The organism is Branchiibius sp. NY16-3462-2 (assembly GCF_001594145.1).
Lineage (GTDB): Bacteria > Actinomycetota > Actinomycetes > Actinomycetales > Dermatophilaceae > Branchiibius.
Window position 1 is genome coordinate 167,523 of sequence record NZ_LVCF01000046.1, and the last position, 23,017, is coordinate 190,539.

General features: G+C 67.5%; 19 protein-coding genes and 1 pseudogene. 9 read left to right on the plus strand and 11 right to left on the minus strand.

All coding sequences use genetic code 11. The features are described 5' to 3' along the window. Positions 1-43: 43 nt before the first annotated feature. From AZH51_RS18110 to AZH51_RS18145, 7 genes are read left to right on the plus strand one after another with little or no spacing between them, the layout of a single operon-like run. Positions 44-1,156 carry a polyprenyl synthetase family protein gene (locus tag AZH51_RS18110; RefSeq protein ID WP_291526261.1) on the plus strand — a complete coding sequence of 371 codons (1,113 nt, stop codon included), beginning with the start codon at positions 44-46 and terminating at the stop codon, positions 1,154-1,156. Then, positions 1,153-2,661: a phytoene desaturase family protein gene (gene crtI / locus AZH51_RS18115; protein ID WP_291526262.1), complete on the plus strand. Its 1,509-nt coding sequence runs from the start codon at positions 1,153-1,155 to the stop codon at positions 2,659-2,661. Before AZH51_RS18110 ends, crtI begins: the two co-directional genes overlap by 4 nt. Then, complete coding sequence (gene idi / locus AZH51_RS18780) at positions 2,658-4,172, plus strand: isopentenyl-diphosphate Delta-isomerase (RefSeq protein WP_367188074.1); 1,515 nt, start codon at positions 2,658-2,660, stop codon at positions 4,170-4,172. Before crtI ends, idi begins: the two co-directional genes overlap by 4 nt. After that, positions 4,173-4,514, plus strand: coding sequence for a lycopene cyclase domain-containing protein (locus AZH51_RS18130; protein ID WP_291526263.1), 342 nt, complete (start codon positions 4,173-4,175; stop codon positions 4,512-4,514). Further along, positions 4,507-4,830, plus strand: a complete 324-nt coding sequence (locus tag AZH51_RS18135; protein WP_291526264.1) for a lycopene cyclase domain-containing protein — start codon at positions 4,507-4,509, stop codon at positions 4,828-4,830. Before AZH51_RS18130 ends, AZH51_RS18135 begins: the two co-directional genes overlap by 8 nt. Then, complete coding sequence (locus AZH51_RS18140) at positions 4,827-5,558, plus strand: class I SAM-dependent methyltransferase (RefSeq protein WP_291526265.1); 732 nt, start codon at positions 4,827-4,829, stop codon at positions 5,556-5,558. The genes AZH51_RS18135 and AZH51_RS18140 overlap by 4 nt, the downstream gene beginning before the upstream one ends. Next, complete coding sequence (locus AZH51_RS18145) at positions 5,555-7,135, plus strand: FAD-dependent oxidoreductase (RefSeq protein ID WP_291526266.1); 1,581 nt, start codon at positions 5,555-5,557, stop codon at positions 7,133-7,135. Before AZH51_RS18140 ends, AZH51_RS18145 begins: the two co-directional genes overlap by 4 nt. Here the strand turns inward: AZH51_RS18145 and AZH51_RS18150 are convergent. The 10 genes from AZH51_RS18150 to AZH51_RS18195 all read right to left on the minus strand — a co-directional run bounded on the left by AZH51_RS18150 (position 7,132) and on the right by AZH51_RS18195 (position 15,757). Then, on the minus strand, positions 7,132-8,136 hold the full coding sequence (locus tag AZH51_RS18150; RefSeq protein ID WP_291526267.1) for a DUF5914 domain-containing protein: 1,005 nt from the start codon (positions 8,134-8,136) through the stop codon (positions 7,132-7,134). The two genes, AZH51_RS18145 and AZH51_RS18150, sit on opposite strands and share 4 nt — an antisense overlap. 54 nt (positions 8,137-8,190) lie before the next feature. Then, positions 8,191-8,595 (minus strand): secondary thiamine-phosphate synthase enzyme YjbQ, encoded by a 405-nt coding sequence (locus AZH51_RS18155; protein ID WP_291526268.1) that lies wholly within the window; start codon positions 8,593-8,595, stop codon positions 8,191-8,193. Further along, the gene (gene purH / locus AZH51_RS18160) at positions 8,585-10,186 is read right to left on the minus strand and encodes a bifunctional phosphoribosylaminoimidazolecarboxamide formyltransferase/IMP cyclohydrolase (RefSeq protein ID WP_291526269.1); all 1,602 of its coding nucleotides are present in this window, start codon (positions 10,184-10,186) and stop codon (positions 8,585-8,587) included. Before purH ends, AZH51_RS18155 begins: the two co-directional genes overlap by 11 nt. A gap of 136 nt (positions 10,187-10,322) precedes the next feature. Then, positions 10,323-10,700: a hypothetical protein gene (locus AZH51_RS18165; protein ID WP_291526270.1), complete on the minus strand. Its 378-nt coding sequence runs from the start codon at positions 10,698-10,700 to the stop codon at positions 10,323-10,325. A 23-nt stretch (positions 10,701-10,723) separates the two neighbouring features. Next, the gene (locus AZH51_RS18170; protein ID WP_291526271.1) at positions 10,724-11,284 is read right to left on the minus strand and encodes a GNAT family N-acetyltransferase; all 561 of its coding nucleotides are present in this window, start codon (positions 11,282-11,284) and stop codon (positions 10,724-10,726) included. Further along, complete coding sequence (gene purN / locus AZH51_RS18175) at positions 11,284-11,889, minus strand: phosphoribosylglycinamide formyltransferase (RefSeq protein WP_291526272.1); 606 nt, start codon at positions 11,887-11,889, stop codon at positions 11,284-11,286. Before purN ends, AZH51_RS18170 begins: the two co-directional genes overlap by 1 nt. A 9-nt stretch (positions 11,890-11,898) precedes the next feature. Continuing rightward, a complete protein-coding gene (locus AZH51_RS18180) occupies positions 11,899-13,089 on the minus strand; it encodes a DUF6350 family protein (protein ID WP_291526273.1) in 1,191 nt (396 codons plus the stop codon). Between the two features lie 87 nt (positions 13,090-13,176). Continuing rightward, a complete protein-coding gene (gene sucD / locus AZH51_RS18185) occupies positions 13,177-14,061 on the minus strand; it encodes a succinate--CoA ligase subunit alpha (protein WP_291526274.1) in 885 nt (294 codons plus the stop codon). Positions 14,062-14,070: 9 nt separating this feature from the next. Then, the gene (gene sucC, locus AZH51_RS18190) at positions 14,071-15,264 is read right to left on the minus strand and encodes an ADP-forming succinate--CoA ligase subunit beta (protein WP_291526275.1); all 1,194 of its coding nucleotides are present in this window, start codon (positions 15,262-15,264) and stop codon (positions 14,071-14,073) included. A gap of 79 nt (positions 15,265-15,343) precedes the next feature. After that, a complete protein-coding gene (locus tag AZH51_RS18195) occupies positions 15,344-15,757 on the minus strand; it encodes a cobalamin B12-binding domain-containing protein (protein WP_291526276.1) in 414 nt (137 codons plus the stop codon). A gap of 307 nt (positions 15,758-16,064) precedes the next feature. Here AZH51_RS18195 and AZH51_RS18200 point away from each other — a divergent pair, with 307 nt between their 5' ends. Both AZH51_RS18200 and AZH51_RS18205 read left to right on the plus strand, forming a co-directional pair. Then, positions 16,065-16,913, plus strand: coding sequence for a M23 family metallopeptidase (locus AZH51_RS18200; protein WP_291526277.1), 849 nt, complete (start codon positions 16,065-16,067; stop codon positions 16,911-16,913). 914 nt (positions 16,914-17,827) lie between these two features. After that, positions 17,828-17,956, plus strand: a pseudogene (locus AZH51_RS18205) (IS110 family transposase); the annotation flags it as partial. A 319-nt stretch (positions 17,957-18,275) separates the two neighbouring features. Here the strand turns inward: AZH51_RS18205 and AZH51_RS18210 are convergent. Then, entirely contained in the window at positions 18,276-22,643 is a 4,368-nt protein-coding gene (locus AZH51_RS18210) for a hypothetical protein (protein WP_291526278.1), read from the minus strand. Positions 22,644-23,017 lie beyond the last annotated feature (374 nt).

Sequence of the window (23,017 nt, forward strand, 5' to 3'; positions counted from 1 at the left end):
CCCCGCCGAGACTGCCGTCGCATCCCCCGGATCAGGTCCGGCCATGAACGCTGAGGCCAGCTACCTGCCGCAGGCCCACAGCGATCTGGTGCCGGGCCGTGATCAAACCCTGCACGCCGTCGATGACCTGCTGAAAACACGTCTGGCCGAGCTTCGTACCGTCCTCGCCGACGCCGGGTGCAACCGCGTCGCGGCCAGTCCGACGCTGCACATCGACCTGATCGACGAGTTGGAACTGCGCCTGGGCGACCCCGGGAAACGCCTGCGGCCGTCGTTGGCCCATCGCGGCTGGGTGCTGTCCGGTGGCGACCGTCGCACCTGGTCAGCACTGGTCCGCGTGGCCGCGGCGATGGAGTTGTTGCACCTGTTCGGGCTGGTGCACGACGACATCATGGATCGCTCGTCGACCCGCAGGGGCCGACAGACCCTGCATGTGAGCAGCGCTCTCCAACACCGTTCGGCCGGCGCTGCCGGCGACGCGGAACACTTCGGGGACAGCGTCGCGATCCTGCTGGGCGATCTTGCCCTCAGCGAAGCCAATGCCCTGGTCGGCGCCTGCTCCGGCCCGGTGCGGGATGCCTGGCGGGTCATGTCGGCCGAACTCGTCCAGGGCCAGCTGATGGATCTCACCCACGCCGCCGATCGCCGTACGGACGCAGTCACGTCCACGCTGATCGCCCGGCTCAAGAGCGGTCGTTACACCATCACCCGGCCGTTGCAGCTCGGCGCGCTCGTCGCCGGATCGGACCAGGCCTGGGTCGATCGGCTCGTCGCGTGGGGCGATGTCGTCGGTGACGCCTTCGCCCTGCGGGACGACGTCCTTGGGATCTGGGGCGATCCGGCCGTCATGGGCAAACCGGCTGGCGACGATCTGTTGGAGGGCAAACCGACAGTGCTGCGGGTCTGGGCTGCCGAGTCGCTGGACGACTCCAGCCGGTCGTTGCTGGCGGCCTGCGACGACGGCACGCTGGACGCCGACGGGGTGGAGCAGTTGCGGCAGGCGATGGAGCGCTGCGGGGTGCGCCGCCGGGCCGAGCAGGAGCTGCGCGCACTGGTCGCGCGAGCGATGGCGTTGATTCCCGGCCTGACCAGCGACCCGGACGCCGCCGATGAGTTACGAGCCCTGGTCGAAGCCATCGCCTGGCGGGCCGCATGAACGTTGTCGTCATCGGCGCCGGCCTGTCAGGTCTGGCCGCTGCGTGCCATCTGACTGCCGACGGCCACGACGTCACCGTGTTGGAGCGCGAAGACGTCGTGGGTGGCCGGGCGGGAGTCCTACGCCTGGGTGGGTTCCGTTTCGATCCGGGACCGGTGGTGATGACGATGCCCGACCTGCTCGCGGCGCCGATCCGGGCCGTGGGGGGCGACCCGGACGCCCTGGTGCCGATGACCCAGCTGGATCCGGCCTACCGCGCGGTGTTCGCCGACGGCTCGCACCTGCTGGTGCGCGCGGGGCTGGCTGACCTGCGGGAGGAGGTACGCCGAGTGTCCGGCGACGCTGACGCGGCTGGCTTCGATGAGTTCGTCAGGTGGTTGGGCCAGCTTCACGGCGCGGAGTTCGACGCGTTCATCGACCACAACTACCGCTCCGCCCTCGACCTGCTGGCGGTGCCGGGCGCTGCGCTGCGTCTGCTGCGCCTGGGCGGGTTCCGCGCCCTCGGACCGAAGGTCGGATCGTTCTTCACCGACGAGCGGCTGCACCGCATCTTCGGCTTCCAGTCGCTCTACGCCGGCGTCGCGCCCGCCCAGGCGCGGGCCCTTTTCGCGATCATCACCTACATGGACACCGTGCGCGGCGTCTTCTATCCCGACGGTGGCATGCACGCGATCGCCACCGGCCTGGCCGACGCGCTCGCCGCAGCCGACGTCCCGATCCACCTCGGGACACCGGTCGGTGAGATCCTGACCCGCAGCGACGGAGCAGTGGCCGGAGTGCGCACCACCGAGGGTGACCGGCTGGCCGCTGACGCCGTTGTGTGTACCGTGGATCTGCCGGTGGCCTACGACCAGCTACTCCCCCAGGTGTCGATGCCGCGCCGGGTTGCGCGGGGTCGCTACTCGCCCAGCGCGGTGGTGTGGCACCTGGGTGTTCGAGGTCGGCCCGGGCCCCAGATCGCCCACCATTCAATCCATTTCGGCGCTCAGTGGGACGAGGCGTTCGCCGCGCTGATCGACCGCGGTGAGCTGATGCCCGACCCGTCCCGGCTGGTGACCGTGCCCAGCGTCACCGACCCCACGGCCGCGCCCGACGGCTGCACCGCGATGTACGTCCTGGAACCCGTGCCCCACACCGGTGCCCGCATCGACTGGTCCGAGGAGGCCGGCCCCATGCGCGACCGGCTGCTCGGCTTCCTGACCGACAACGACTACCCGGTGGACATCGTGGAGGAGCAACTCGTGACCCCCGCAGACTGGCAGGAACTGGGGCTGTATCGCGGCACCCCGTTCGCCCTCGCCCATACCTTCAGCCAGTCCGGACCGTTCCGGCCCTCGAACATCGACCGGCGGGTGCCGGGTCTGGTGTTCGCCGGGTCGGGAACCACACCGGGTGTAGGCATCCCGATGGTGTTGGTCAGTGGTCGCCTGGCCGCCGAGCGCGTCAGCCAGTACGCCGGTCGTGCGGCTCCGCGCCCGACAGCGGCTCCCGTGGGGGTCGCGTGAGCAGCTCGACCGGGCAGCACGTCGCGAAGCTGGAGGCCGGCTACGCACTGTGTGCCCAGATCACCCGGGAGCACGGCACCACCTACTACTGGGGCGTGCGGTTGTTGCCGGCGGAGCGACGCCGGCATGTCTACGCGATCTACAGCCTGGCCCGGCTGGCGGACGACATCGTCGACGAAGCGTCGAATGCAACGGACACCGAAACTGCCTGTGCCCTAGACGAATTCGAGCAACGCTTCCTTCAGGCCGTCGAGACAGGCGACAGTGATGATCCGATTCTGGCCGCGGTCGCCACGACCGTGCGGGCGTGCGACATCCCGCAGGATCGCTTCGACCGGTTCTTCGGCGCGATGCGCACCGACCTGACGCAGTCACGCTATGAGACGTGGGGTGACCTGCTGGGTTACATGGACGGCAGCGCCGCGGTCATCGGGGAGATGATGCTGCCGGTGCTGCGACCGGGTCCCGACGCCATCGACGCGGCACGATCACTGGGGTTGGCCTTCCAGCTGACCAACTTCCTGCGTGATGTTGGCGAGGACCTCGACCGTGGCCGCGTCTATCTGCCCCAAGAAGATCTGCGCCGCTTCGGCGCGGACCCGGCCGATCGGCGTACGAGCCCACAGTGGCGGGAGTTGATGCGCTTCGAGATCGAGCGCAACCGGCGTCTGTACCGGGAGGCAGACGAAGGGCTGGCCGCGCTGCCGTCGTCGTCGCGGCGGTGCGTCGCCACCGCCCGCGTGCTCTACGCCCGCATCCTCGACCGGATCGAGGCCGCCGGGTACGACGTGTTCTCAGCCCGGGTGCGCGTCCCGAACCGGCAGAAACTGGCCCTCGCCGGGCGCATGCTCGCCAGCCGCAACCCCGCCCGGTTGGTCGCGCGCGACCGCGCTGCCCAACCGCCGCCCGGCTGGTACGGCGATGACCAGGTCGTCCTGCTGGACCCGCAGGGTCATGCCGTCGGTGCTCTGCCCAAGGCGGCCGCGCACCACGACGCAACGCCGTTGCACCTGGGGTTCTCCTGCTACGTCATCGATGACGGCGGCCGGCTGCTGGTCACCCGGCGCGCCCTGGACAAACCCAGCTTCCCCGGGGTCGTCACCAACACCGTCTGCGGGCATCCGCAACCGGGTGAGCGCCCGGAGGACGCCGTCCGCCGCCGCGCCCGCCAGGAGTTGGGACTGGAGTTGGGTGAGGTGCGGGCCGTGCTGCCGGACTTCCGATACCGTGCCGCGATGGGCGCCATCGTCGAGCACGAGTTGTGTCCGGTCTACCTCGCCCGGCCCGCCACCGTTGATCCCGCTCCCGACCCGGCGGAGGTGGCCAGCGCGCAGTGGGAACCGTGGGTCAGCTTCGCTGCGCAGGTGCTGCGTGGCCGGGCCGTGTCGCCGTGGTGCGCCGCCCAGGTCCGGCGTCTGGTCGCGCTGGGGCCGGATCCACTCGCGTGGCCGGCGGCATCGCTGGAGGGTCTGCCGCCCGCCGCCCGGTTCGCCGACACCGGGGCCGAGTGAATGCCTGATCGCTACCAGTACCTCCTGCTGATGGCGGGCTGCCTGCTCATCACGTTGCCGCTGGAGTGGGTTTTCGACGCCCGGGTCTACCGGCGTCCCCGGCGGCTGCTGCAGGCGGTACTACCGGTAGTGGTGATCTTCTCCGTCTGGGACCTGCTGGGGATCCACCGGGATCACTGGAGCTACAGCCAGAAGTACACCACCGGGATCCTGCTGCCGTTCGGGATGCCGCTGGAGGAACTCGTCTTCTTCATCGTGATCCCCATCTGCGGTCTGCTGACCTACGAGTCGGTGGGCACTGTTCTGCGCCAATGGCGTTCGCGCAGGAGGAGCAATGCCTGAATACACCCTGCTGGCCGTGGCGTCGGTGCTGATCGTTGTTGCCGTCGAGCTGTTCTGGTGGCGCACCGGGATCTTCCGCACCGCGCAGTTCTGGGTGGCCATGGCCATCGTGGCCTTCTTCCAGATACTGGTGGACGGCTGGTTGACCAAACTGTCCGCCCCGATCGTGCTCTACAACAGCGACGCCTTCCTCGGCCTGCGCATTCCCTGGGACGTCCCGGTCGAGGACTTCCTCTTCGGCTTCAGCATGGTGACCTTGGCCATCCTGCTGTGGGTGCGCGCGGGGCGTACGTCGCGTGATGAGGTGGAGTCATGACCGCAACCGATGACTGGGTGCTCGCCGAGGCTTTCGATCGGGCGGCGCCGACGTACGACGCGATGGTCGCGCTGTCTCCCGGCTACCACCAGCAGTTGCGCAGTGCCGCGGATGCGCTCATCGACGCCCTGGGTGACGGCGACGCACGGGTGCTGGATCTGGGGTGTGGCTCGGGCGCGTCGACCACGGCCATCCTGCAGGCGCGGTCGGATGCAGGACGCCGCGGCGGGTTGCAGCTGAGCGGCGTGGATGCGTCGGCGGGGATGATCGCTGAGGCGCGCCAGAAACAGTGGACTTCACCGGTGGACCTGGTCGTTGCTGACGCCATCGAGTACCTGCGGCAACTGCCGGACGATTCGGTCGACGGCGTACTGGCCGCCTACCTGCTGCGTAACGTCGATGAGCGTGATGCGCTGCTCGAACAACTGGCCCGGGTGCTGAAGCCGGGTGGTGCGCTGGTGATCCACGACTACTCGGTGGCCGGCAGCCGACGGGCCCGCGCCGTGTGGGCTGCGGTCTGTCACGCGATCATCATCCCGCTGGCCGCAATCAAGGGTTCCGACGTGCCGCTGCACCGGTATCTGTACGTCAGCGTCCGCGACTTCGACTCTGTCGCAACGGTATGCGCGCGCATGCAGGCGGCCGGCTTGGTCAACGTCCGGCATCGGTCCTTCCCCGGCTGGCAGAACCACGTCGTGCACACCTTCGCCGGTTCGATGCCGGCATGAGACCGCCAGTCTACCGGCCGGGACGCGATCCGCGAGCGCAGTTCCACCCACCGCCCCCGCCCGGGCCACTTGTCGACGGGAAACGGCGGGTCACCGTCATTGGGGGCGGCATCGCCGGTCTGACGGCGGCTCTCGCGCTCGCCGAGCGCGGCATCGAGGTGACCGTCCTGGAGCGGGCGGACACCCTTGGGGGACGGGTGCGTTCGTGGCCGATCACGCTGCAGGACGGCAGTGCCAGCCAGATGAGCCGGGGCTTCCACGCGTTCTTCCGCCAGTACTACAACCTGCGTTCGGTGCTTCGCCGGGTCGACCCGACGCTGTCGATGCTGCGGCCGCTGGCGGACTATCCCTTGGTGCGCAAGGGCGGTGGTGCTGACTCCTTCGCCCGAATCCCCCGCCCCCCGCCGTTGAATCTGGCCGCGTTCGTCGCCCGTAGCCCGAGCTTCGACCTGCGCGGGCTGGCCGGCGTTGATGTGTCAGAAGCATTGGGGCTGTTGGACGTTCAGTTCCCGGATACGTTCCACTCCCTGGACGGGATCAGTGCCGCGCAGGTGCTGGACGACCTCCGGTTCCCGGAGGCAGCCCGGCATCTGGCTCTTGAAGTCTTCGCGCGTAGCTTTTTCGCCGACCCGGCGGAGTTCTCCGGCGGTGAGTTGGTGGCGATGTTCCACCTGTACTTCCTGGGTTCCTCCGAGGGCTTGCTCTTCGACGTCCCCCGCGACGACTACGACAGCACCCTGTGGCAGCCCTTGGCGGCGCACCTGACGGCGTTGGGCGTCACCATCCGGACCGGCCGGACCGTGACCGGCGTGGCAAACGGTGAGGGCACCGCGCTACGCGTCAGCCACCGGGCAAGCAGTAGTGACGGATCGTCCGATGAAACGGCTGACGCGGTGGTGATCGCGCTGGACCCGGTGGGGCTGCGGGAGTTGGTCGCTGGCTCAGCGGAACTCGGCGGAGCGGACATTGTCGGCCAGGCGTGGCGCACCAGCGTGCAGGGCACTCAGAGTGCTCCCCCGTTCGCCGTGTGGCGACTGTGGCTGGACCGCGCTGTCGATGCGGCGCGTCCGCCGTTCCTGGGCACCAGCGGCTACTCGGTGCTGGACAACGTGTCCGTGCTGGAGCGTTTCGAGGACAACGCCGCGGACTGGGCGCGTCGACGAGGTGGTTCGGTCGTGGAATTGCACGCCTACGCGTTGCCGCCGGACGCCGACCGCGCCACCGTCCAGGATCTGCTGCTGGGCGCGCTGCACGAGGTCTACCCCGAGACCCGCGAAGCGCAGATCGTCGATGACCAGTGGCTGCTCGAGAGTGATTGTGTCCTGGTGGGTCTGGCTCCTCACACGTCCCGTCCCGGCGTGCGGACCCCCGACCCGCGGGTCGTGCTGGCCGGTGACGCGGTGCGGTGCGATCTGCCCGTGGCGCTGATGGAGCGCGCCGCGACGACCGGCTGGAATGCCGCCGATCTGCTGCTGACCGGTTGGGGCCGGCCGGGGTACGGCGTGTGGTCCGTGCCGACCGCCGGTCGCCTCGGACGATGGCCGGGTCGAGCGCGTCGGCTCCTGCAGCGTTCCTAACTGTTGCGCAGGTGGTAGCGCCGCTCGGCGTACTCCAGATCATCGACCCACAGCCGGGCCTGGGTCGCGCGCATGCCCGGACGCATCAGCGCGGCCATGCCGCGGGCGACCCGGAAACCGGTGCGCCCGGAGGTAGCAACGACCACTTCGGTCATCACGGTGGTCGCGGGGTGCTGACCCGGGGGCGTCACCAGCGTCGCGTGACTCTCAACCACGCTGCCCTCCCCCTCCCCGTCGGTGATGGTCATCACGATGGTGGCAGCGTCGGGACAGGTGAAATCCGCGCGGACTGGTACGGCAAGCTTGCGACCCAACCGGAAGGCCACGTCGAGGACCAGCCGGTCGGGGGTCGAGGCAGCATCATCGACCCGCAGATCGCTGAAGGCGTAAGGGTGGAACCATGCACCGTGCCAGGGATCGAGTCGGTTGGCGATGATGTCGAACGGTTCGCAGGTCGCGGTCAACGAGATCACCGAAGCGATCGACGAGCCCAGTTCGGGCCGCGTCGCCAGCACCGGCCGGTCCGAGGGCTCCTCACTCTCGCCCAGCGGACCGACGCGCGCCCACACCAGGACGCCATCGTCGTAAGCGGCGAACGTCGCCCACGGCGGGTTGGTCTCACGCCCCAGCGGCATGCCGTGCCAGCGGCACAGGACCGTGCCGCTCGCGACCTGACACCCCTCGAGTTTGGCGCCCATGTGCGGGCAGGCACCCGGGCCGGCCAGCACGGTGCCGTCCTCGTCGCGCCAGAGGACGATTTCGCGGCCACCGGCCATCCGCACGATCGACCGGTCCGCCGGCACCTCGGTCGAGGCCGCCAGCACCACCCAGCCGTGCGTCGGCCGCGAGAGAGCCAGCGCCAACGCCTCGTCGATTCGGGCCGGCCGCGCGTCGCGCCAAGTCTCCTGGATGCGCTCGGTGGGCTCCTGCGGCAGGTAGCGGATCGGGACCCGCCGACGCACTTCCTCGCGGACAGTTCGGTCGACTCGCAACAAGGCCATGACTCAGGCTAACGAGAGACCGGCACCGGCTACCACCGCCGATGGAGGTGAACCTCAGGCCGCGACGAACGAGGCCCGCACCGCCCGCACGTGGTTGTCCACGTTCAGATCCACCAGGCAGATCGACTGCCAGACGCCGAGGGCGATCCGGCCGTCGATGACGGGCAGCGTGGCGTACGGCGGCACGAACGCGGGCAGGACATGCGACCGGCCGTGACCGCGGCTGCCATGACTGTGGATCCAGCGATCGTCAGCCGGCAGCAGGTCGCGCAACGCGTTCAACAGGTCCTCGTCACTGCCTGCACCGGTCTCGATGATCGCCAGGCCGGCGGTCGCGTGCGGCACGAAGACGTGCAGCAGACCCTCGTCGCCGGGTTGCAGGATGGAGGCACATTCGCGGGTGATATCGATGACGGCCTCGCGGTCGCCGGTCTCGACCTCGAATTTCTTAGTGCGCAAAGTGCCTCGTCCCCGTGAAGTACATCGTCACGCCGGCCTTCTTGGCGGCGTCGATGACCAGGTTGTCGCGCAGCGAACCGCCCGGTGCGACAACGGCTTTCACGCCGGCGTCCAACAACACCTCGAGTCCGTCCGGGAACGGGAAGAACGCGTCGCTGGCCGCCACACTTCCGGTGGCCCGCTCCTCCCCCGCCCGCTGCACGGCCAGGTGCGAGGAGTCGACCCGGTTCACCTGGCCCATTCCAATTCCGACGGAGGCCGAATCCTTCGCCAGCAGAATGGCGTTCGACTTCACGGCGCGAACCGCGCGCCAGGCGAACTGCAAGTCGGCCAGTGTTTCGGGTGCGGCAGCATCCCCGGACACCAGGGTCCAGTTCTCGGCGTCGTCGCCACCGGTGACCTTGCCGTCCTCGTCACGGACGATCGCGTCGACGCGGTCGCGCTCCTGCAGCAGGACACCGCCGGAGATGTGTCGCATCTCATCGCCCGGCACCCGGTGCGGCACCTTCAGCAGCCGCAGATTCTTCTTACTCTGCAGCACGACAAGGGCCTCCTCATCGAAGTCCGGCGCCACGATCACCTCGGTGAAGATGTCCTTCACGAAGGAGGCCATCTCGACCGTCACCGGACGGTTCGTCGCGATGACACCTCCGAACGCCGAGGTCGAATCGCACTCGTGCGCCTTGCGATGCGCCTCGGCGATATCCGCACCGACCGCGATGCCGCACGGATTGGCGTGCTTGATGATCGCGCAAGTCGGCTGGTCACCCTGGTCGTACGCCGCCCGGTAGGCCGCGTCCGCGTCCACATAGTTGTTGAAGCTCATCGCCTTGCCGTGCAGCAACTCCCCCTGCGCCAGACCCGGCTCGGGCTGGTGCCCGTTGAGGTAGAGCGCCGCCTTCTGGTGCGGGTTCTCGCCGTACCGCAGCGTCTGCCCCTTCAGGTACGTCGCGCCGATCCACTGCGGGTAGCCGTCACCCTCCGAGGTGTCGGTGAGCACGTTGCCCATCCACGAGGCCACCGCCACGTCGTACGTCGCGGTGTGCACGAACGCCTCGGCTGCGAGTCGCTGACGCTCGGCCAGCGTGAAGCCGCCACCCTCGACGGCAGCCAGGGTGTCGGCGTACTGCGAGGGGCTGGTGACGATCGCGACGGAGGGGTGGTTCTTGGCGGCGGCGCGCACCATCGACGGACCGCCGATGTCGATCTGCTCGACGCACTCGTCCGGACCGGCGCCAGAGGCAACGGTCGCTTCGAACGGGTACAGGTTGGAGACCACCAGCTCGAACGCCTCGATGCCGAGTTCGTCCAGCTGCGAGAGGTGTTCGGGCTTGCGGGTGTCGGCGAGGATGCCGGCGTGGACCTTCGGGTGCAGCGTCTTGACCCGGCCCTCGAGGCACTCGGGGAAGCCGGTGAGGTCCTCGACCTTGGTGACCGGCAGACCCAGGTCGGCGATCAGCTTGGCGGAGCCACCGGTCGAGACCAACTCGACTCCGGCGTGCACGAGTCCGCGGACCAGGGTTTCCAGACCGGCCTTGTCGTAGACGGAAACCAGCGCGCGGCGGATGGGACGGCGACCTTCGTCGGCCATGAGGTGACACTCCTGCTGCTTGGAACGAGCGCACCCAGGCGGGCGATGCGCGACTCTTCACTCCCCGGTGGTGGCCCACCTTCGCCAGTCGTGTCCCTGCAGTTTACCGGGGTCGCACAACCAGGATTGTCCGACGTTATTCAGCCGTGGTGGCCGCTCGCTCATGCGATGGCACGTGGACAACCACATTCCCCTCCTCGTCCAGTTCACTCCACTGCCGGCCCTGTTGGGTGAACTCACGGGCGAAGTCGAGTGCCTCGACCGCGCCTGCAAAGCCTTCCTCCCAGGTCGCCCGCACCACCACCTGTTCCATGGTCCGCAGGTCGTCGTACCTGGCTCGACCCTCCAGTACAGCCCGGATGTCGGCTGGCGAAATGTCCGGTGAGTTCTCGATTGAGCGGCCGATGCGGGCCCAGTGCGCCAACTGCTGCGCCGCTGTGCGCGAAGACTGCTCGCCGGCTGCCGCGGCGAGCGCGAAAAGTTCGTTCGGGATGCTGGTGGGGACGTCAGCCACATTCGAAATGTAGCAAGCCGTTACTACGAAGTGAGACACACGTTTGGCCATTCCGCGGCGGAGATCTCGTAGATGACCTCACCCTGCTCCGATCCCGGCAGGGGCGTCTCCCACTGGCGGTGCTCGGTCCGGATATGTCGCATCCCCAGCGCCCGCATCACGCCCCGGCTGCCTTCGTTGACCGCCATGGTCTCGGCCCAGATCCGCGGAACGTCAGCCGTGTGGAAGCCATGTTCGAACAGCGCCGTCGCACCCTCGGTGGCCAGCCCCCGCCGCCAGAACTTCCGGCGTAACCGCCACCCGGCCTCCGGGTCCGCGCCCGGGTCTTCCGGCGGGGTCGTCAGATCCCATCGTCCGACGAATTCGTCCTCCGCGAAGCCCACGAACCAGCCCAGCCCGCGGTCCTCTGAATGGGCCTCCGCGCAGCGAGGCGTCCAGAACTCCGCCGCCTCCTGCGCCGTCCGGGCCCGGCCCAGCAGATACCGCATCACCTCGGGGTCGGAGTCGAGCTCGATCATCAGTGGCAGGTGCTGCGGGAGCATCGGCCGCAACTCGAGCCGCGCCGTGCGCAGGACCGGACGCATCAGGCTCCGAGGATGACCCGGCGGCCATCGACCCGCCAGCCGTCGCGCGCCATCCGGCCGACGACCTCGACGAGCAGCGCGCGTTCTTCAACCTTGATCCGCTCGTGCAGCGAATCCTCGTCGTCGCCCTCCTCCACCCGAACCACCCGCTGCTCGATGATCGGCCCGGAGTCGACGCCGCCGTCCACCAGATGACAGGTCGTGCCGGTGACCTTCACGCCGTAGGCGAGCGCATCGCGAACCCCGTGCGCCCCAGGGAAACTCGGCAGCAGCGCGGGGTGGGTGTTCACAAACGTCCGCTGCCCCATCGCGGCCGGACCCATGATCTTCATGAAGCCAGCGGTCACCGTGAAAGCCGGCGACAGCGCGTCCAGCCGTGCGCCCAACGCCACATCCCAGTCCGCCCGTGACGGATAGTCGCGAACCCGCTCCACGAACGTCGGGATCGCTGCTCGCTGCGCACGGGCGAGGCCCTCGATCCCGTCCCGGTCCGCGCCGACGGCCACGATCCGCACGCCGTACGCCGGGTCCTCCGAAGCGTCGATCAGCGCCTGGAGCAACGTCCCCGACCCGGAGACGAGGACGACGATCGGGGTAGCACTCACGCAAGAAGGCTAGTGCGAGGACTTCAGCCAGTGGACCAGGGCCGTGGTCAACAACGCAGCACCCATGACCTCGACGATCAGCAGCAGACACGCGAGGGGGGTCGGCCCGACGTACGCCATGGCGTTGTCCCCCAGACCCGCTCGACCGATCAGGGCAACGATCACGACGGTCACGCTGGCGATGGCCGACGCCACCGCCGCCTGGGTCAGTTTGTTGGTGACGCTGCTGAGCAGACTGGTCCGCGACGTAACCCGCCAGCCGATGGCGGCGCCGATCGCCACCACCGCCAAGGGGGCCAGCAACATCAGCGGCGACAGCGGACCTGCCTCGGGAATCGCACCCAGCACAGGGAACGCCGGCAGGGTCCCCGGTGTCACCTGCCCGATGCCGATATCGACCGGTCCGATCTGCAGACCGCCGCCACTGGCCCAGGTCGCCGCCCACGCAGCGGCGTTGGGCAGGGCGCACAACTGGCCACCCCACAGCATCGCGACACCGATCAGACCCATGTCGAGGGTGCCGCTGACCGCACCGATCCGCGACAGGTGGGTGAGTACGGCGATCAGCACGATCAGCGCCCCCAGACCGGTGAGTGCCGCGAGGCCCTCGAGACCTGGCCGGACGGCCTTGCGCGCCACCGGCGGGACGCGGTCGTACTGCGCCGCCAACTCCGCGCGGAGCGGGCCATCATCCCGCGCGACCGCCCAGACGAACCCGATCAATGGCACCAGCAGCGCCCCGGGGACCACCCACAGCAGCACCGGAGTGGCGGGCGCCAGATAACCCAGCGCGCTGATGACCACCCCGGCGACGGCGTAACCACCGACGAAAGCAGCCGTCGTCGGCCACAGACCACGTCGCGAACCCGTCGCCAGCACCGGCCGAGCAGCGATGCGCGCCAAAGCAATTGCGCCAAACGTCACCAGCAAGGGCGTGAAGACGACCGCCCCGACAACAGGAGCGTGCAGCCGCCCGCCGTGCGCCAGCGACCATGCGTCGCCGGACGAACCGAGCACCGCCATCCAGGACCCGCCGCTACGCGGGTCGGTCACCCAGGCGGCCAGGAGGAGCGCGAACAGCACCAGGAACACAGCCCCGGCCGCCACCGCGCCATAGCCCGCGACGACCCCTGGACTGACGCGCTCGTCGTACTCACCCGCGGTCCGCTCGGGACGGCCGATCCGATCCAAGACACTCATCGCGGCCCATCGTCTCCCGGCGGTCGCGCCCACAGACGCAGGCGCGCCGGGACCCAACTCGGGTCCCGGCGCGCGGAGCGAGAACGATCAGGCGTTACGCATGATCTCCCGCATGAGTTCGGCGGTCTCCGACGGCGTCTTGCCGACCTTGACCCCGGCGGCCTCGAGGGCTTCCTTCTTGGCGGCGGCGGTGCCGGACGAACCGGAGACGATCGCGCCCGCGTGACCCATCGTCTTGCCCTCGGGGGCGGTGAAGCCCGCGACATAGCCGACGACCGGCTTGCTGACGTTCTCCTTGATGTACGCCGCGGCGCGCTCCTCGGCGTCGCCACCGATCTCACCGATCATCACGATCGCGTCGGTCTCGGGGTCCTTCTCGAAGGCCTCGAGCGCGTCGATGTGCGTGGTGCCGATGATCGGGTCGCCGCCGATGCCGATGGCGCTGGAGAAGCCGAACTCCCGCAGCTCGTACATCATCTGGTAGGTCAGCGTGCCCGACTTGGACACCAGACCGATGCGCCCGGCGCCGGCGATGTCGGCGGGGATGATGCCCGCGTTGGCCTTCCCGGGGCTGATCAGACCCGGGCAGTTCGGGCCGATGATCCGGGTGGGCTTGCCGATCGAGTAGTTGTAGAACTCCGCGGTGTCCTTGACCGGGACGCCCTCGGTGATCACCACGGTCAGCGGGATCTCGGCGTCGATCGCCTCGACCACGGCCGACTTGGTGAAGGCCGGCGGCACGAAGACGACCGACACGTTCGCGCCGGTCTCCTTGATCGCCTCGGCCACGGTGCCGAACACCGGCACGCTGACGTCACCGGGGAAGTCGACGCTCTGGCCGGCCTTCTTGGGGTTCACCCCGCCCACGACCTTGGTGCCCGCGGCGAGCATCCGGGCGGTGTGCTTCATGCCCTCGGAACCGGTCATGCCCTGGACGATGACCAGGCTGTCGTCGTTCAAAAAGATCGCCATGTCAGATCCTCACTTCGCGGCGGCGAGCTCGGCGGCCTTGGCCGCGGCGCCGTCCATGGTTGCTTCGATGGTGACCAACGGGTGGTTGCGTTCGGCCAGAATGGCTCGCCCTTCGTCCACCGCGTTGCCATCCAGTCGTACGACGAGGGGCTTGGTTGCGCTGTCCCCGAGCGCGTCCAGCGCGCCGACGATGCCCTTGGCGACCTCGTCGCACGCGGTGATGCCGCCGAAGACGTTCACGAAGACCGACTTCACCTGCTCGTCACCGAGGATGATGTTCAGGCCGTTGGTCATGACCTCGGCGCTCGCACCACCACCGATGTCCAGGAAGTTCGCCGGCTTCGGGTGCTCCCCGGCCGGGTTGGTGAACTCCTCACCGGCGTAGGCCACGACGTCCAGGGTGGACATGACCAGACCCGCGCCGTTGCCGATGATCCCGACGTCGCCGTCGAGCTTGACGTAGTTCAGCCCCTTCTCCTTGGCCGCCGCCTCCAGCGGGTCGGCCGCGGCCACGTCCTCCAGCGCCGCGTGGTCGGGGTGGCGGAAGTCGGCGTTGGCGTCGAGGGTGACCTTGCCGTCCAGCGCGACGATGTCGCCCTGCGCGGTCTTCACCAGCGGGTTGACCTCGACCAGCGTCGCGTCCTCACCGGCGTAGACGTCCCACAGCTTGATCAGCACGGGCGCGACCTTGGCGGCGGTGTCCGCGTCGAAACCGGCTGCGGCGACGATCTCGTCGGCCTTGGCCTGGTCGATGCCGACGTTGGGGTCCACGGGGATCCGGGCCAGGGCCTCGGGGCGCTCGACCGCGAGCTGCTCGATCTCCATACCGCCCTCTTTGGAGCACATCGCCAGATACGAGCGGTTGGCCCGGTCCAGCAGCACCGAGAAGTAGTACTCTTCCGCGATCTGTGCGCCCTGGGCAATCATCACGGTGCCCACCGTGTGGCCCTTGATGTCCATGCCCAGGATCTGCTCGGCGTACTGCTCCGCCTCGTCCGCGGACTTGGCCACCTTCACGCCGCCGGCCTTGCCGCGGCCGCCGGTTTTGACCTGCGCCTTGACAACAGAAACGCCGCCGGACAGTGCGCCGATCTCTTCGGCGGCAGCACGTGCTTCCTGCGGCGTGGTTGCGGTTTTGCCGGCCAGTACCGGTACTCCGTGCGCTTCGAACATGTCGCGCGCCTGGTATTCGAACAGATCCACCGTGATCTACTTCCTTGCTCCGAGAGAAAAACTCGCCGTTTTCGACTGTATCCCTGTGATGCAGACCACTCTCGCGCGGTCAGGCAGTAGCGCCTGCCCCGACGTGCTCGCGGACCCACGCGACACACTCGGTCGTGGTGGTGCCAGGGGTGAAAACGGCTTGCACGCCAAGCTCTTTCAGCGCCGGGATGTCCTCATCGGGGATGATCCCGCCGCCGAAGACCACGATGTCGGAGGCGTCCTGCTCCTTGAGCAGTTCCAGGACTTTGGCGAACAGCGTCATGTGCGCTCCGGACAGGACCGACATACCAATGGCGTCGGCGTCCTCCTGGATCGCCGCCTGCACGATCTGCTCGGGCGTCTGGTGCAGGCCGGTGTAGATGACTTCCATCCCGGCGTCACGCAGCGCGCGGGCGATGACCTTCGCGCCCCGGTCGTGACCGTCCAGACCTGGTTTGGCCACCACGATGCGCAACGGAGAGTTTTCTGGCATGGCCAGAGCCTACGCGGCTGTGTCGGACTTCACAGGACCGCAGGCCTACCGGCACCGCGGTAGTTATTCACATGGTTGGCCCCGATTTGAAAAGTCACGGTTTGGTCACGGTATGGTGTGTCGCTCAGGCAACGTACGGCGTTTTGCCAGGGGGTGCCCTGCTTCATCGCGGGCCACGTTGCCGATGCTCGCCCCGGCCCCGCTGCCGTCCGTCGTATCCGTGTGAAAGGTCGTTGTGTCTCGTTACCAGGGTCGTCACCGCCCCCAGCCGTTGCCCCTGTGGCGCAACAGTCGGGTAACGGTTCCCGTGGTCGCTGCCGCAGGTATCACCCTGGCTGCAGCTGGTCTGGCGCAGGCGGCAACCAACGCAGGAGCCCCTGCCACAGGCACTTCCGTCGCCCGGGCGAAGACCGAGTCGGTCCCGACGATCGGGCGGGCCGAGGTCACGGCCGGCTCCCGATCCGACGTGCGAGCCAAGCAGGCGGCCGCGCAGAAGGCCGCCGCCGCCAGACTCGCCGCTGACCAACAGGCTGCGCAGCAAAAGGCCGCCGCCAAGCTCGCGGCCGACACGAAGGCTGCCGCCGCGAAGCAGGCTGCCCAGAAGAAAGCCGCACTGGCTGCGTTGTCCAGCGCCCCGGCGGCCAAGCCGTTGACCGTCAAGGCGCCGGTGGTGTCGGCTCCGGCAGCGAAACCGAAAGCGAAGAGCCCGCTGACGGCCGGCGGATCCTCTGAAGCAACGACGTCGGCCGGCGGCTATGTGTGCCCGATCGCCGGGTGCGGTGGCCGGTTCACCTCCGGCTTCGGGGGTCGCACCTCCCCGGGCGGCATCGGCTCGACCAACCACAAGGGCAACGACTTCGCGACCTCGATCGGCACCCCATTGCGGGCCGTGCACAGCGGGACCGTCACGGGCGTCGGATGGTACGGCGGCCTGGGGATGCGGGTCGAGATCGACCTCGGTGGGGGCACCAGTGTGGTCTACGGGCACATGTCGGCCTTCTCGACGCACGTCGGGCAGCGGGTATCCGCGGGCGAGATCATCGGCTACTCCGGCAACACCGGCAACTCCACCGGGCCGCACCTGCACTTCGAGGTGCACCTGGGCGGTGTGCCCATCAACCCCGGACCCTGGATGCGCGCCCGCGGCATCTTCTGATCGATCGGTCCCATTGCCGGAAGCCATCTGTCCGCTTTTGCCCCTAGCCTGGGAATCCAGGTGCCGGGAAGGGGCCCGGCCCAACCGGACAGAAGGCGGCCGACGATGGACGATTCCCAGCCGACGGACTGGCGCAGTCGCGACCGCCTAGTTCGATGCGCCGACGATGAGCGTGGGCGCCAGACTGATCAGCCGGATCGCCGAACCGATCAGGCCCAGTTCCCGCGCCGCTCTGCGGCATGAGGCGCAATCGAAGTCCATCCGGGCGCAGATCAACCTGCGGGGAGTGCTCGGCCTGATCGCCGAGTCGTCCCACCTGCAGCAGGTCGAGGTGGTCATCCGATCCGCTGATCCCTTCTCTACGTGCCATTCGGCAGGCCGTGCCCGGGCACACCGGATAGGGCCGACAGACCGGGCATTCTAGGCCGGAGGACCGGTGGGGACGAGCCGTGGGGTTCCGGCTGTTCCGCATCGAATACCGCTCCAATCGCGGACTCGATCAGCTCTGCTGGGCGATCTGGTTACGCCGAATGGACGACGGGTACGACGCGTCCTTTGAACCCACTGCCCGATCTCGGTGCGCACCGTCTTGGCGCTGGAGCCGCTACGAGCGTTACCGTCGTCCCGCACCAGCTGCTCGGCCAACCCATCGATGTCAACGACCTCGGCCACTGGCACTGTTACCAACTCACGCGCTTGCTCACCAGACATGACGCGATCGTCCTTCCAGACCCCACCTCCGGCAGGGACCTCACACCACGCCGCTGCACAAAGTTCCGGACAGACCCCGGGTTCCTCGCGGGATTGAATTCGGGAATGAGGCCCGCTCCGGATTTTCGACCGCCGGTCAATTGCAGTCCTCGCAAACAAACTTGGGACAGTTCAGTATCTTTCCCAGTCCCATGGCGGTCGGCCGCAAACGCACCCAGGTCAATAAGCACAACGCAGCCCTGATCTGTCTAGCCCGCCGACGCTGCGACGTCCTATACGCGATGCTCCGCGACGGCACCCTCTACGAAAGCCGGCAACCCGCATCGGCTTGACGAAGACCATAGGGACACCCCCCCGACGGGCGCGTGGACGCCGACGACGTCAACCGCGAAAGATCTGCGAGAGGTGAACTCGCAGGATCGCGCGGTGGCCGCCCATGTCCGTCCCGAACACACCCCGCAATACCACTATCGGGGACCCAACTCACTTCTCCTCTCTCGCCCCCTTCCAGCATTTCCCACCGTAAACGACGGCAGACCCAAACATGACGGCGCCGAGATACTTCGATTGCGGCGCGCTACCGACAATCAGAACGAACATGCCCAAAATTGCGACGACAACCGAAAATGTAATACCGAGTATCCTCACAGCTCACCATTCTCCCGTTGTGAACCATGTAAAGGCCCATGTCGCGCGAATATTTAACGAGAGTCGTCGCCCGCGATCTCGGGCTCTATCGAGTGCATCGATGATTATGAATGCTCGAATTCCTAACCCGGCTTCACAGCCAACGCCAGCTGCTGCGTTCAACAATGCAATTACCGAACAAATTAGGGTAATTGCTCCAGCGATTGTCCAAGCGTGATAGTAAATCCAATCATCTTCCGATCGACTAAAATACACGAAGACATGCAATCCCCACAAATGCCAAGAATGTCGCATGTGAAACCCGTTGAACCCTCCGCCTCCGCCTTCGCAGTGGGAGCATTGAGATCTTCCGGTGACATCGGAGCTATTGGTCGGATCGGTCGGGTATCCATACGGAGTTGCATTTCCGCCCCGCACTGAATCTACTGAGAGGAACGAGCCAAGAACTGGGTTGTACAGCCTCGCTCCCATGAGTGCCAAAGCCGCAGGCGTCTCTCTCGAGCGCCCATCGGCGCCCAGTGGTCCGTACCGGGATGGTTCGCTGGACGTGCCGACGGCATTGCCGGCTTCGTCGGTGAGGTAGTAGTTGGCCGGGTCTGTGGCGCCGACGGTGGCGGTTGCGGTGACGTCGCCGTGTTGGTTCGTGATTTGGTAGGTCGCGGTTCCGGTTTGGTCGATGGTGGCGACTAGGTTGCCGTCAATCCCGGTGACGTTGCGGGTGTAGTTGGATGCGTCGGAGTTTTCGGCGATCCAATCTGGGGAGTCCCCGGACGCGTTGTCGTAGTGGTTGGTTTTGGTGCCTGCTCCGGTTCCGGTGGTGACGTAGCTGGCGAATCGCCCGGATGCGTCCAACGCCCAGGCGGTGGTGGTGCCGTTTTGGGTCATCGACCGGACCAGGTCGTTGGTGTAGTAGCTGTTGGTGACGTTCCCGCCGCTGCTGTTGGGGGTGTCGGCGGCGGGCAGGGTGGTGATCCGTCCGAATGCGTCGTATACCAGGCCGGTGTCGGTGCCGGAGGGTTGTAGGCGGTCGGCGGTGTCGTAGCTGTGGGTGGTGCTGCTGGTTGGGGTCGTGGTTTGGCAGGTGTCGTTCCAGTACGGGGAGCTGGTGGGGTTGTACACAGCTTGGCTGGTGCGGTTGGAGTTACTATCGAACCCGTAGGTGCGGACATAGCAGCCCTGCGATGCGGTGCCGTCGGTGGCCTTGATCAGGCGACCCGCTTTGTCGTAGGCATATCCGGTGACGCGTGTGTAGCTGCCTGCACCTGCGGAGATGTCGAGGGTCTGGCGGCCCTGGGCGTCCGGCATCGTGTACTCGTCCAGCCAGATCCGACCAGCGTTGATGTTCAACCGCTCCTTGGTGAATCCTGCGGCGTCACGCACGATGGTCGTGGTCATCCCGTTGGGCAAGGATTGCCTGTTCAGGTTCCCATCGGCGTCGTAGGTTGCGGTGATCGTGCCCAACCCGGTCACGGTTTCGGAGGTTGCTTGGTCGCGGTACTCCCCGTTCTGGTTGTAGGTGTAGCTGGTGGTGCCGTGAGCGTCTTTGATGCTGGCGACGCGCCCGGCGGTGTCGTAGCTCGTGGTGACGGTGTTGGCGTTGTTGCCCGTCGCGGTGGTGTTCTCGGTGTAACCGGTGACGTTCCCGAAGTCGTCGTACGACGTTGACGACGCCGTCGCTGACTGGGTGGCTATCGCGGCTGCGGATACACCGGTCGCCAGGCCGGTGCTCGCGTCGTAACTGGTCGTCACGGTCGGCACCGCGGCCCCCAGACCACCGGTCGTCGAATTAGTCACGGGGTCGTTGCCGTACCCGGAGTCACTGTAGGTGACCGTGGATGTCTTGGTCTTGGTGGCACCGCTGGAATCAGCGACCGAGGTGGTGGTGCTGGTCGCCCGGCCCAGGTAGTCGTAGTTACTGATTCGGGTCGTCGGGATCCCCGGAAGGCCGGAAACCCCCGGTTGCGCTGCGGGTCCGGTGGTGCAGGTCAGGCCGACCCAGGCCGGTTTGTTCCCACACGCGGAGTCGGCGGCGTTGGTACCGGCGGTGTAGTACACGGTGTCGGTCGTTCCCGCGTCCGAGCCGCTGGACTTCGGTTGACGTGACTCGATGGAGGCGCCAGTGGTCGCGTCGTACCGGGTGATGGTCTGAATATTCAAACCGGAGGGATCAACGCTGACTCGCATCGGTGAGCGGAACGTCCACCCGGTAGCGTCGCTACTCGACAGGGCGTACTCGGTGGTCGTCACGACGGGGTCCTCTTCATGGACCGTGCCTGCGTCGTCGATCCACTGCGCGGAGCTGGTCGATGAGACCGGTAGGTGCAACACCCCACCAGCGGGGTGAGCTGTCTCGCTGCCCGTGTCATAGGTGGTGTGGGTGTGGTCGCGGAACAGCTCCCCATCGCTGGTGGTGGACTCCCACCGGGCCGGGCCATAGGTGTCAGTCAGGTCGCCGACCCCGTTCGCGTCGTAGCTGTAGGTGTTCGTAGTTGACAGCATCATCGCAGCGGCCTGGGTGGAGTACCCCATGTATAAATCATTATCGATGGCGTTCAACGCCCTGTTCCGGTTGGCGGCGGTCAACGACCGGACCACATTGCCGTGGCTGTCGTAATCAGTGGTGGTGATATTCCACCCGGACGCGTCCGTACCCGCATAGTCCGCGGTGTTCACTGTCCGCCCGTCAGCGTTCAGGTACGACACGCTCGCCCCGCGCAGGTCAGTGCTGGACGCGGCGTGCCCGGGGGAGAACACCGCGGTCCCGGTCACCGGAGGGGTGGCTTGCGCCCAGGCCGCGATCGCGGCGCTGCTCAGATCGGGCCGGTACGCCGGGTTCGCCGCGTCGGCCGCGGTCGGTACCCCATACACGACCGTCGTGGTCTGCGTACCACCGCCATTAGCTGAGTTGTGCGTCCGCGACACCGCCGTCAACCGGCCCATGCCGTCGTAGCCGAACTGGTAGCCCGCTAAACCGGGTGGGGTGATCGCGGACAGGCGCCCGTTGCTGTCGTAGCTGTAGCTACTCGCTCGCACCGGCGACCCGCACGATGTGGAGGCGCCGGCGGTGCCGTTGCGTGGGTCCCACTCCTGGGACAACCGGTTGCTGGAGTCGTAGCTGTAGCAGGCAATCGCGATCGACAACGCCGCACCCGCATCGAAACTGTCCAGGACGACCTTGGTCAGGTGCCCGTTACTGTCATACGACAAGTCCAACGCCTGACACCCTGCGGCCCAACTGGCCGCGCAGTTCGCACCCGCCGGCTGCGGGGCCAGCATTCGCGTCGGTCGACCCGACCCGTCATAGGTGTACGTCGTCGTTTGAGCCGATCCCGGCTGGGTCACCGAGGACACGGTGTAGGCGTGCGCCGCGGTCGGTGACGCCGCCGCGCCGTACCCACCCGACGGGGCGGCGAACAGGGTGGAGTTGCCGTCCAGGTCGCGGATCGTCCATGACACCGGGCCATTCGTGCCACCGCTGCCCGCGGTCAGCGTGTACCCATCGCTGGCGTCGTCACCGGTGGCCAGGTAGGTGCCGGCGGCGTTTTTCGCGAACGTCACCAACGACCCGCGCGACCCCGCCGCCACGACCGAGGTCCCGCGGTCCGACAGCCCGGTCCAGTCCGATCCGGCCGAGTCCACTCCGAGCGCGGTGGTCCAGCCCGTCCCGAAGATGCTGGCCTTGCCGGTCGCGGTGTCGCCTGCCCGGGTCGGTGCCAGGGTGTTGAACGTGCGGGATATCGACAACACCGCCGCTGCACCTGACAGGTTTGCATCGGAACCTGAAATCGTCAGGTTCCCCGTGAGCAAGTCCAGCAAACCGTCGCCCAGAGACGTGGACGCGTCCGTGTTCGCAGTACCCAACCGGTCAACCGTGACCGTCGGTGCCGCCGCATCCGCAACGCATTTCTCGCTACCCCCGCCGGAGACGTAGTAGCACGGCGCCACCATCACCGATCCGTCGTTACCCAAAGTGGTCCCGGCGTCCCATACCAGTGACGGCGCGACCCACCCGTTGCTGCTGGACCCGCCCGTCGAGACCGGCCACGACCCGATGCCCGCACCAGCATTGGTGACCTGCGCGACCGGGATATCAGTCCAAGAGTCAGCGGGCGCGCGCCGGTACCTCCACTTCACTGACACATAACTACCCGGAGCACGACCAGAAAGGGTCACGTACTTCGTGGAGGCCGCCCCGGTGACCGGGGACGTCGCCGCGACCCCGACACCGAAGGAGAGCGTTTTGGTGTCAGAGATGTTCCCCGAGGAGGCGTACGCCTGCACATACACCGTGTGCCACCCATCGGCCAACCCCGCCAACGTCGCCGTCCCGGTCGCGTTGTTCGCCACGTTGATCAGCTTCGGGCTCGACATCGACGGATCATCGACCGCATACCGATACTGAGTGACCGGGTACCCCGCCGGGCCCGACGAACTCGCCGACAAACCCACACTCGCCCCGGTCGCAGCCCACGAGTTACTCAACCCCGACACTGACACAGACGGGGTCGTCACCGCAGGTGGCGGGGTCGAGGTGAAGTACCCCTGCACATCGACATACAAATCCGGCGACCCACCAGAAGACCACACGGAGAAGGTCCCGTCCGAACCCAGCTTCGCGGGGTCTGTTGGATTCTTTGTGTAAGTGGCATTGGCTAGTTCAGACCTAGGCGGTCGCCGTAGGTCAGGGACAGGACGTTCAGGATGTTCTTCCACCCGGCGATCTGCCCGGTGGGGTTGGGCCGGTT

Bases quoted from the DNA above. Each gene is read 5' to 3' on its own strand.
- AZH51_RS18170 (WP_291526271.1), bottom strand. From the start codon at position 11,284: ATGCGTCCGGTCCTGCGCACGGCGCGGCTCGAGTTGCGGCCGATGCTC.
- AZH51_RS18210 (WP_291526278.1), bottom strand. From the start codon at position 22,643: ATGTCGAGCCCGAAGCTGATCAACGTGGCGAACAACGCGACCGGGACG.
- AZH51_RS18145 (WP_291526266.1), top strand. From the start codon at position 5,555: ATGAGACCGCCAGTCTACCGGCCGGGACGCGATCCGCGAGCGCAGTTC.
- AZH51_RS18195 (WP_291526276.1), bottom strand. From the start codon at position 15,757: ATGCCAGAAAACTCTCCGTTGCGCATCGTGGTGGCCAAACCAGGTCTG.
- purH (WP_291526269.1), bottom strand. From the start codon at position 10,186: ATGGCCGACGAAGGTCGCCGTCCCATCCGCCGCGCGCTGGTTTCCGTC.
- AZH51_RS18110 (WP_291526261.1), top strand. From the start codon at position 44: ATGAACGCTGAGGCCAGCTACCTGCCGCAGGCCCACAGCGATCTGGTG.
- AZH51_RS18150 (WP_291526267.1), bottom strand. From the start codon at position 8,136: ATGGCCTTGTTGCGAGTCGACCGAACTGTCCGCGAGGAAGTGCGTCGG.
- crtI (WP_291526262.1), top strand. From the start codon at position 1,153: ATGAACGTTGTCGTCATCGGCGCCGGCCTGTCAGGTCTGGCCGCTGCG.
- AZH51_RS18130 (WP_291526263.1), top strand. From the start codon at position 4,173: ATGCCTGATCGCTACCAGTACCTCCTGCTGATGGCGGGCTGCCTGCTC.
- AZH51_RS18140 (WP_291526265.1), top strand. From the start codon at position 4,827: ATGACCGCAACCGATGACTGGGTGCTCGCCGAGGCTTTCGATCGGGCG.
- sucD (WP_291526274.1), bottom strand. From the start codon at position 14,061: ATGGCGATCTTTTTGAACGACGACAGCCTGGTCATCGTCCAGGGCATG.
- AZH51_RS18135 (WP_291526264.1), top strand. From the start codon at position 4,507: ATGCCTGAATACACCCTGCTGGCCGTGGCGTCGGTGCTGATCGTTGTT.
- AZH51_RS18180 (WP_291526273.1), bottom strand. From the start codon at position 13,089: ATGAGTGTCTTGGATCGGATCGGCCGTCCCGAGCGGACCGCGGGTGAG.